This is a genomic window from Sphingobacterium nematocida (genome assembly GCF_900168125.1).
Classification (GTDB): Bacteria; Bacteroidota; Bacteroidia; order Sphingobacteriales; family Sphingobacteriaceae; genus Sphingobacterium; species Sphingobacterium nematocida.
Genome location: NZ_FUZF01000036.1, coordinates 1 through 9,390, shown reverse-complemented (window position 1 = coordinate 9,390; position 9,390 = coordinate 1). Strand labels below are relative to the sequence as shown.

Genomic DNA, 9,390 nt, shown 5'->3' with positions numbered 1-9,390 from the left:
AACTTTACATTAAATTTGGGGATAGGCTCAAACTTGATAGAGGCTTTTAGATTTTGGTTAATTATCCAATGACACAGTTTGAGTTACACTCCCAATAAGTTTGGCACCTGGTTAAGGACAGGTAAGTTTTACTTGAATTATCATTTTGATGGTGGAAGTATCTACGGTAAACTGACCAGCCAAGATGGAACAGTGATTATGGTTTGGCTATTGGATTAGCATTATGAAGTCGTCGGAACTTACACTTCCGACGACTTATTTTATTCAGTCAATAAATAACCTTTACAAGAAATAAGTTGCCACTGCGGCCTATTCTCCCAGAACCAAGAATTTAGGGATTAAACTTTACTTTTGGGGGCATTGCAGATTGAAAAAGCACCTAAAACGAGGAGAACGGATCAAACTATTTCTCTTCCTTTAAGGCCTTATATACTTCTATAGGAAGATCCGATTCCAAAACAGCAGCTCCATCTTCAAAAACTGCTCTGTATTTTTCTGCCCGCTCCTCCTCCGTTTTAAGTCTGTCGTAGGTAGGAGCCGAAGATATCATACATAACACGCCCTTTTCTTTAAAAAAAGCATACATATTTTGATTAGCGGCTTTGATTTCTGGGCCGATATAAACGATCATTCGGTTAAATGGTAGTCCCGAAGCAATAAACTTATCCAATGCCTGTTGGTCTTTGATATGCATCGACAAATATTGTTTGGGATTCTTGTCTAAGAAAAATTTTGCCTGTTCTACATTATGTACCGTGACCCATACCCAAGAGTAAGCATTGTATCGTCTGATGATTTCCGCCGTGGCCTCCAGCGGCAAATCCTTTTTGTCTAAATTTAGAATTGTCTTACCTTTAGCCCATTTGATCATATCATCCAACCTATCGATACCATATGAAGTCAACTGTCCATTATGATCTTTCAGTTTTAATTTCTTCAGTTCTTTCCAGGTGTAATCACTGACCTTTCCACTTCCATTTGTCGTTCGCTCTAAAGTAGCATCATGGAACACTACCGGCACACTATCTTTCGTGTACCTTGGATCTATTTCAAAGATTGCAGATGTATATTTCAATACTTCTTTCATCGCAACGATAGAATTCTCCGGCATACCCCTTTCTATTGTTCCACGGTGGCCACTGATGATTTTTTTACCGGGTTGATATTTGAAATAATCATACATCTCTTCGGTAGTTTTGAAACTAAGCTTATGCAGTTTCTGGGCATCAGCCTGATTAAAAGAAAAAAACAAAACCACCATTACTGACAATAATATAACATTTTTCATCGTATTCTCCTTATGATTTGAGTCTAAGCATTTAACTTCAACAGATGAACACCATCCTCTTTTGAAAGAGTCAATAGGGTCAATGCTGAATTTTCCTGTACAATTTTTCTATAATTTTTTAGCGGCATCCCCAATTGAGAGGCGATAAAGAACCTATTGATCCCATTATGCCCAACAATAAGTACGGTCTTACCAACATATTTGTCGAGCAATTCGGTATAGAAGGAATTTAATCTTGTGACAATCTCCGTAGCTGTTTCTCCCGTATTTCCCGCTCGAAAATGCTCGGGCGTCGAGAGCCAATTTTCCCAACTTTGGGGATCCTCCAACTGAAATTCTTCGGCTCTCTTTCCTTCCCATTGTCCAAAATCTACCTCTATCAACCGCATATCCACCAAGATTTCTTCTTTTCCGGAAGCTATTATCGCTGTATTCTTGGCTCGTTTTAAAGGAGACGAAAATATAGCATCAAATTGAAAATCTTTTAGTAATTTCTTCATTCTATGTGCCTGAGCTATTCCCTTATCCGTCAAATCAATATCTGTACGCCCGCAATACCTATTCCCATCGGCATTATACGCAGTCTCTCCATGCCTTAACAAACAAATTGTAACCATATTTATATGTATTTTAACGTTCTTAGCTTTTCCTTAAACAACCGGTACTGATCATCATAAGCAATCATCAGCTCTTGATTAGGTTGTACTGTCTTCTCGATAACGCTCATACGCTTAGCAGCCTCTGTCAGGGAGTTATAATAGGTCTGGGAAGCTGCCATTATAGCCGCCCCAAAAGCTCCGCTAGTTTCTTTACATTTATAAATAGGTACGCCTAGCACCGCCGATCGTATAGTCAACCATACATCGCTGTTACTGCCACCTCCAGCGGTATACAGTACACTTAACTTTTCTCCGGATAATTCTGAAATGATTTCATAAGCCAACCGCTCGATAAAAGCTACGCCTTCCAGGTTAGCTGCATATCTTTGGCTTTCCGCACTGGTCTCTGGAACAATTGCTTCGGCCTGAGGGGCTATAATTGGATATCGCTCTCCCTTTTGCTTTAAGGGCCAGGCAAGTAATCCTGTGGGTATCATTTTTTCAGCGGCAACATTAAGCGCCGTCAAATCCGCTTCAAAATCTAAGGATATCCAGTCTGCACCAGTGTTGCTCGCTCCCCCAGGCATCCAATAACCCTCAGGATGCCTATGGTTATACAATCTCCCTAACGGATCTATCACTTGATTTTTGGTCACCCCTTTGATCACTAAAGTGGTACCTATTGTGGTATTCCAATCTCCGGGATTAACTGCTCCAGACGCAATCTGACTCGCGCAACCATCTGTAATTCCTACGACGATCTCTATTGTGGGTATTCCCCAGTATTCAGCCAATTCCTTGGTCAATCTACCCACGACGGAACCCGATGGAACAACTTCCTGCATCCATTCTTTCCGCAGTCCGACTTTCTCAAAAATATAAGCGGGCCAAACGAGGTTATCCAAATCATAACCCGATTTTAACGCATTGGTATAATCTGTCACTCGATAGTTACCGGACAGATTACCTACAATAAAGTCCGATGCATGGACCCATAGGCCTATTTGTTCGACGTAACTAGGAAATGTGTCCATGTACCACCGCATTTTACTGAGTCCAGACGATGTGTTAAACCCGGTATAACCATTGGGAAGATATTTTGTAGCCAATTTTTTAATCCGCTTGCCCTGCTCAGCAGATCGAGGATCACTGTACATTATAGCATTATGGATAGGCTTATGATTAATATCCAAAGGAATAACGGTCCCCGAAGTAGAGGTCACCGAAGCCGAAACAATAGAATCACGATCAAAATTCGAAGGTAAACTCGCTACGATCTCACCAATCAACTGAAAACAATCTGTCCACCACATAGCTGGAGATTGCTCCTTACGGAAGCCTTCTGTAAGGACAAAATTTTTCGATTTCGAGACGATTACTTCGCCTACCTGATCTGCTAAGATCACACGGAGCCCTTGTGTACCTATATCTATCCCAAGGAAATATTTTCTTTTCATTTACAATGCAACCTGTTTAAATGTCTTTCTGGCATTTCTCCATTCCAGATACAATTTTTCAAACTTATCCTGTTCTTCCGGAAATGTTTCATCCATCAATACCGGTGTTATATTCGGTACACCTAGGGCATCATTACAGATGAATACCCCGCCCAAAATGGAAGCCTGTCTAAAGGTATTCCTTACGCGAATACTCTTTCCCAAAAGATTAGCCAAAAACTGTCGCAATTTTTTACTTTCAACACCTCCTCCGCATGCCCATATATAGGACTCGTTATGAGTAGACACATCACATAGAAACTTATAATTTTCATAGATAGAACAAGCAATATCCCATAAAACGGAGAACACAAAACTCCCCCGGGTTAACTGGTGCGATACGGGCGCATTGAAGATAAAACCTCCCTTGGTCAACGGCTCCTGTTCGTCGGCAATCAGCGACCCCAATGAAGCCACACACTGGGAATACGTGGTCTCTTCGAGTTCTTTCTCAATAATAGCATATCCTTCATTGGGATAGAATATTTCCTTAAGTCGCTGATAGTTCAGTCCGGTTACGCCAGCATTAGCCTCTAGAATAAAATTCGAACGATCAATATGTCTACTTGTCCAAGTTCGCTGATCCTTATCTTTTTCATAACGATTTATTATCTTAATAATAGGCGTAGTCGTACCTGATACGATAACCACATCATTTGCAGAAGGCTCCATACTCCTAATAGCCAGTTGTGTATCACCACCACCAACCACGACGACTGCTGCTGTTGATAGTTGAAGATCCTCAGCAACATCTTTCTTTACCGGACCTAGCACCGTTCCGGAATCCATCAACTCTGGAAGAATAGAAGCCGAAAAATCGAAAAGTTTTAAAAGATCGGTGGACCAATTTTTAGCCTCTACGTCATACAAGAGGGTTTCCGAAGCCTGAGAATGCTCGTAAGATGTAACTCCTGAAAATTTATATTGTATCCAATCCGAAATACTCATCACGCAGTCTATTTGATTAAAGACATTCGGATAAACCGATCTCAGACCAACGAGTTTAAGAGCCGAAAACAATGAAGTTGGAAATCTACCGGAAAGATTATACACGAACTCCTTGTCCAGCAGGTCGTCTTCCCATTTCCGTCCACGATGATCGATATTAGGCATTCCGAGCAGGGAGTTGCCTTTGTCATCGATAACCACAATTCCTTCCCGTTGGCTCGTCGCTGTAACAGCTTTCACGATCACGTCTCCTGCTTCTTTCAATGCCTCCTGAGACAATCTTTTTATTTGCCTCCAAAGCTCTTCGGGATTAAAATAAATCGACTCTTCATACTTGGAGTCCACCAAATAGTTTACATTTTCCCGCTTTACCGACAAAATATCTCCATCTGTAGTTGAAACTCCTACACGAGCATTTCCTGTACCAATATCTACAACCAAATAGACGCTCTTTGCCATTTTTCTTATTTTACAAATTCAATTACTCCTTTATTAACCAACTGCTGGATTGACTTATTGCCGTTATGGAAAAACTCACGCAAATTATTATTCATGATAAAAGCGTGATGATCTTCCACTTCGTGAGTTGCTCCAGCGATATGGGGAGTCGCCAATACCCGTTTATTCAAGATCATCTTATAATCGATTGCATCGGGCGGCTCATTATAAAACACATCGAGAACAGCTCCCCGGATTTGCGCCGACTCTATTACCTCCAATAGATCTTCCCTATTTACAACTGTCGCACGGGCAGTATTCACAAAAATAGCACCTGGCTTCATTAAAGAAAGATACTTTTTATCGATCATCCCTGTAGTCTCCTCGGTGACCGGCAGATGAACACCGATTACATCGCAGCTTGAGAACAGCTCTTCCAATTCCACTTTTCTGAAATCCGTATTAGCATCATTATAATAAGGATCAAAATAGCAAATTTCAGCAGGAAAACTCACTAACATACGCGCTATATGCTGCGCTACAGCTCCGAATCCGACCATCCCTACCTTTTTTCCAGCCAACTCATTACCTTTAAATTCGAGATAGGATGTATGGGCTCCTTCGCCCCAGTTTTTGCCTTCCAGCCAACTGACCGCCGGAATAGTGTTGCGCAACAGGGTAATAACATTAGCAATAAACATCTCCGCAACAGCCTGCGCATTACGAGCTGGCGTATTAAAAACAGGAATTCCTAATTCCGTAGCTACATTAATAGCAATATTAGATGGAGTTCCACGGCACACACCCACAAACTTCAACTGCGGATTGCCCCGCAAAACCTCTTCCGTAATCTCATCATGCTCGGAGATCAACCCATCAGCCCCAGTCTCCTTCAACATCGCGAGAAGCTCACTTGGATTGTACGCTCTACCATGTGGTTTCCACGAACGATAAATCACTTCATCGGATAAGCTTTCCAATTCACGTAATGCCTTAACATTTTCATACGGCGCTGTAAGTAATATTTTCATATGTGTATAATTTGACTTTTGTCTGTCATATGGAATACTCATGGGTGTTTGTGCTTTGTTAAACATGCGTATTTCATATGTAAATAATTATTCGTGTACTTAACTGTTTTCTCGATGGAACTCATAATCCGTCAGTTGACGGATCGGTTTGATTATTTATTAAAACCCGATCGCTAATCCCGTGTATCAATGGTAATAAATTTGGTCAAAACGGCACTAATGATGTACAAACTAGCTAACACCCAAACAATTCCTTCGTTCCCTATTGTACCTATCAGAAGACCTACCAAAGCCGGCCCTAAAAAAACAGGTAGGCCGGCTCCTAAATTAAGGATTGCCATTGCAGCACCTTTATCATCTTTTACTAAAGAAGGCACCAATGCCGACAAAGGCACATATCCGGCGAGCAAACCTCCCCAAGCAACCCCTGCAGCCATCACTGCCCAATAATTTCCATCAAACCAAATAGGAGAATAATAAAAGAAAACTGTGGTTATAGCACACCCCACACCTCCAAACCATATAATCGTATTCTGCCAACCTACACGATCTCCCACAAAACCAAAGATTAGATTGAAGATGATATTACTGGTAAAGATCGTCCCCCAGATCTGTAACCATTCTTTTGTATCAAAGCCGTGTTCGGCCATGTACATCGGTAAAAATACCGGAAAAGCAAACTGTGCCGTCGTATTAATGACCCGTACAATTCCTCCAAGTAGCACTTTGGGTTCTTTTTTTACGATCGTCAGTCCATTGAGCAGCTCCCTACTCTTCGACTCTTTTGCAGCCTTTGTCTCAAACTTGTCCTTATTGATTACCAGTGCAAAAAAAGCACCTATCAACACCCATATTATAGAACTCCATAAAGTATCCTCATAACCCAACCGCTCAAGTGCCCAACTGGAATAATAGGCGCCCAAAACATTTAATCCTCCAGTAAAAACAAACCAGAACCATCCCACTGCAGTACTTAAGGTCTTCTGAGGGGCCCTATAAGTCAACCACACCATAAATGAGTAGGCAAACAGGGGATATCCAAACCCTCTAATGGCATAAAAGAACAACATAGCACTATAGTCTAATTTGGCCATCCCCATCCCCACAAAACCTATTGTCCCAAGAATATAGAGTATCAAACCCATCAACATTGATTTCCGAGGACCATAGCTCTCTGCCAAAACTCCCGAAAACCAAGAGGATATCGCGATAGTAATGCCGTAGATGGTAAACAAAGTAGCAGACTGCTGAATACTCATTCCATGCTCCACAAGATAAGGACTCAACCATCCCTGTTCGACTCCATCCCCCATCATAAAAATCAAGATTCCCAAATATCCCCACTTCAGATTGTCGGGCATTCCCAACTTAGCTACAAACGATTTATCTTTCATATCATAATTTAGTTATTGGTATTATCCCACTAATGTAAACATAATTAAACATATTTAAACTTTTTTAAACAAAAAAAATAACAACAGCAAAAAACACAAACAACAACTATATCACAAAAATTATGTATTTTCGGGCGTATTAATCAGTTAAGAATGAAAAATATCACCGATAGACATGAATATATTTTAAAGAAAATAAAAGAGAATAATAAAGTTGCTATACAAGAATTAAGCGACGAGATGAATGTCTCGGGTGTAACGATCCGAAAAGACCTGAAGTTGCTTGAAGACAAAAACCTGCTATTCAGAATAAAGGGAGGTGCCTCCAATAACAACCCGTATGCAAGCGATCGCCCCATCTTAATCAAAGAGAATATAAACTCAGACGAGAAAAACAAGATCGGCAAAAAGGCTGTTGAAATGATCCAGGACAACGACTCCATACTTATAGGTTCCGGTACGACAGCTTATGCATTAGCACGTCATCTCGACACGTCAGAGCGAATCACTGTAATTACTCCAGCTTTGAAAGTCGCTCTGGAACTGTGTAACAAGCCCAACATAGAAGTGCTGCAACTGGGTGGGTTGATTCGTCCCAGTTCTTCGTCGGTCGCAGGTCAATATGCCATGCGCATACTCGATGATGTATCTTGCGGAATATTATTCTTGGGCGTTGACGGTATCGATTTAGATTTCGGGATTACTATCAGCAATTTGACCGAGGCCACATTAAACCAGAAAATGTTATCTACCTCACAAAAAGTAGTGATTCTGGCAGATAGCACAAAATTTGGACGTCGCGGTTTAGGAAAGGTATGCAACATCGAAGATGTCGATTGTATAATAACAGACAAAAACACATCGAGCAAATATATTAACGCGCTCGAAGATGCCGGCATCCAGGTGATTATCGCAGATTAACTTACGTCCTTCAACTGAATCAGAAGATCCAGATAACGGAAAAACAAATAAAAAAAGTCGACCAATACTGTAATCCCGATTTTTTATCGGAAGCTGGCAACGGGTTGATATGGAAGGTGGCCATGAAATCAAAAAAGTTAACAGCCTTACATTACAAAGGAGTGGCGAAAACGAAACCAAGGCTTTTGGTAGGAATACTTACCGCCGAATGTCTCCCTAGCGGTAAATACAATATGCACACCGCTGAATGCATACCCGCGAAATTCCAATTGAGTCCCCAGACAAAAGTATACAGGCTCATTATCGCGCATCACAGCCACTCTACGATCAGCTTTCACCTTCGTTAGTGCAAACTTTCAGCTGGTATTTTCACTAAAACAAAGTAAAATAATACACAAAAAGCCGTCCTGAATTGATTTCGAGACGACTTTGATCACATTAGGGGATAATGTATAATTCGCTTCTTTCTGTCTCTGTCAACAAAAAAATGAGTGCTAACTTCCAGCTTGTATCTATTCAAAACAAACAGAAAATATACGATACGAAAAAAACCTTCCAACTTTATCCATATCTGCAACAGGCATTCCTAAATATTTAAAAAAATATTACAACTTCTCGTAGGGTATTGTCTTGCTTGTGCGTATTACCTATGAACAGCACATACTGTTACTGACTAATTTTAAAATAAACCGTTTTGGAAAATACTGAACTAAAGGATTTGATTCAAAAATCCATAGATGGCAAGCTTAATGAAGATGAAGCTACTCGGCTCTATAATTGGATTCAAGAATCTGAAGTGAACCGGAAGCTATACGTCAAACTAAGAGATCTGGCCACACTACAGGATATAGCTGAACGAGAGAACAATGTACTGCGTGAACAGGGAGTGGTATATGGAAAGGAAGAGTAATAGTGGTGTTTATTTTTAAATCTTAGTGACTACAAATATATTTATTAAAAGCAACAATGTTGCTTTTAATAAATATATTTGTACCTTCGATAAAACAAATCACATGAATAGTATCCCTAAAGATTTTGAAGAGTGGAAATATTGTATCCAACAAAAATGTGGAATAACATTGACGCGGACATTTGCAGAAGAACGCCTCGATGTCTATCAGAATAAAGACCTTCCGGAGACACAGCGTTTTATAGCTAACTATGGGGAGGAACATTATGAGCGCATAAAACTATGGTTCTCCCAGATTCTAAACGGTTAAATCAATCTTATATTTTAAGCACAATGAAGAATAAACTACCTGTAACTGTCCTAAG

Annotated in this window: 10 protein-coding genes; 3 read left to right on the top strand and 7 right to left on the bottom strand. The window is 40.5% G+C overall.

Annotated features, from left to right (window positions below; genetic code table 11):
* Positions 1 to 403: 403 nt before the first annotated feature.
* From B5X76_RS21505 to B5X76_RS21480, 6 genes are all read right to left on the bottom strand, one after another.
* The gene (locus B5X76_RS21505) at positions 404 to 1,288 is read right to left on the bottom strand and encodes a glycerophosphodiester phosphodiesterase family protein (RefSeq protein WP_079645974.1); all 885 of its coding nucleotides are present in this window, start codon (positions 1,286 to 1,288) and stop codon (positions 404 to 406) included.
* 23 nt (positions 1,289 to 1,311) lie between these two features.
* Positions 1,312 to 1,905 carry a histidine phosphatase family protein gene (locus B5X76_RS21500; protein WP_079645973.1) on the bottom strand — a complete coding sequence of 198 codons (594 nt, stop codon included), beginning with the start codon at positions 1,903 to 1,905 and terminating at the stop codon, positions 1,312 to 1,314.
* Between the two features lie 2 nt (positions 1,906 to 1,907).
* Complete coding sequence (locus B5X76_RS21495) at positions 1,908 to 3,344, bottom strand: FGGY-family carbohydrate kinase (RefSeq protein ID WP_079645972.1); 1,437 nt, start codon at positions 3,342 to 3,344, stop codon at positions 1,908 to 1,910.
* Positions 3,345 to 4,790, bottom strand: a complete 1,446-nt coding sequence (locus B5X76_RS21490; RefSeq protein ID WP_079645971.1) for an FGGY-family carbohydrate kinase — start codon at positions 4,788 to 4,790, stop codon at positions 3,345 to 3,347.
* 5 nt (positions 4,791 to 4,795) lie between these two features.
* Positions 4,796 to 5,800 (bottom strand): NAD(P)-dependent oxidoreductase, encoded by a 1,005-nt coding sequence (locus B5X76_RS21485; RefSeq protein WP_079645975.1) that lies wholly within the window; start codon positions 5,798 to 5,800, stop codon positions 4,796 to 4,798.
* A 173-nt stretch (positions 5,801 to 5,973) separates the two neighbouring features.
* Positions 5,974 to 7,194: an MFS transporter gene (locus B5X76_RS21480; RefSeq protein ID WP_079645970.1), complete on the bottom strand. Its 1,221-nt coding sequence runs from the start codon at positions 7,192 to 7,194 to the stop codon at positions 5,974 to 5,976.
* A gap of 153 nt (positions 7,195 to 7,347) precedes the next feature.
* Between B5X76_RS21480 and B5X76_RS21475 the strand changes: the two genes are divergently transcribed.
* Positions 7,348 to 8,115 carry a DeoR/GlpR family DNA-binding transcription regulator gene (locus B5X76_RS21475; RefSeq protein WP_079645969.1) on the top strand — a complete coding sequence of 256 codons (768 nt, stop codon included), beginning with the start codon at positions 7,348 to 7,350 and terminating at the stop codon, positions 8,113 to 8,115.
* A gap of 146 nt (positions 8,116 to 8,261) precedes the next feature.
* Here B5X76_RS21475 and B5X76_RS21875 read toward each other — a convergent pair whose 3' ends face one another.
* Entirely contained in the window at positions 8,262 to 8,453 is a 192-nt protein-coding gene (locus B5X76_RS21875) for a hypothetical protein (protein WP_139375447.1), read from the bottom strand.
* 356 nt (positions 8,454 to 8,809) lie between these two features.
* Here B5X76_RS21875 and B5X76_RS21470 point away from each other — a divergent pair, with 356 nt between their 5' ends.
* Both B5X76_RS21470 and B5X76_RS21465 read left to right on the top strand, forming a co-directional pair.
* A complete protein-coding gene (locus B5X76_RS21470; RefSeq protein WP_079645968.1) occupies positions 8,810 to 9,025 on the top strand; it encodes a hypothetical protein in 216 nt (71 codons plus the stop codon).
* A 103-nt stretch (positions 9,026 to 9,128) separates the two neighbouring features.
* Positions 9,129 to 9,335, top strand: a complete 207-nt coding sequence (locus B5X76_RS21465) for a hypothetical protein (protein ID WP_079645905.1) — start codon at positions 9,129 to 9,131, stop codon at positions 9,333 to 9,335.
* The last annotated feature ends 55 nt before the right edge of the window (positions 9,336 to 9,390 follow it).

Bases quoted from the DNA above. Each gene is read 5' to 3' on its own strand.
- B5X76_RS21505 (WP_079645974.1), bottom strand. From the start codon at position 1,288: ATGAAAAATGTTATATTATTGTCAGTAATGGTGGTTTTGTTTTTTTCT.
- B5X76_RS21500 (WP_079645973.1), bottom strand. From the start codon at position 1,905: ATGGTTACAATTTGTTTGTTAAGGCATGGAGAGACTGCGTATAATGCC.
- B5X76_RS21495 (WP_079645972.1), bottom strand. From the start codon at position 3,344: ATGAAAAGAAAATATTTCCTTGGGATAGATATAGGTACACAAGGGCTC.
- B5X76_RS21490 (WP_079645971.1), bottom strand. From the start codon at position 4,790: ATGGCAAAGAGCGTCTATTTGGTTGTAGATATTGGTACAGGAAATGCT.
- B5X76_RS21485 (WP_079645975.1), bottom strand. From the start codon at position 5,800: ATGAAAATATTACTTACAGCGCCGTATGAAAATGTTAAGGCATTACGT.
- B5X76_RS21480 (WP_079645970.1), bottom strand. From the start codon at position 7,194: ATGAAAGATAAATCGTTTGTAGCTAAGTTGGGAATGCCCGACAATCTG.
- B5X76_RS21475 (WP_079645969.1), top strand. From the start codon at position 7,348: ATGAAAAATATCACCGATAGACATGAATATATTTTAAAGAAAATAAAA.
- B5X76_RS21465 (WP_079645905.1), top strand. From the start codon at position 9,129: ATGAATAGTATCCCTAAAGATTTTGAAGAGTGGAAATATTGTATCCAA.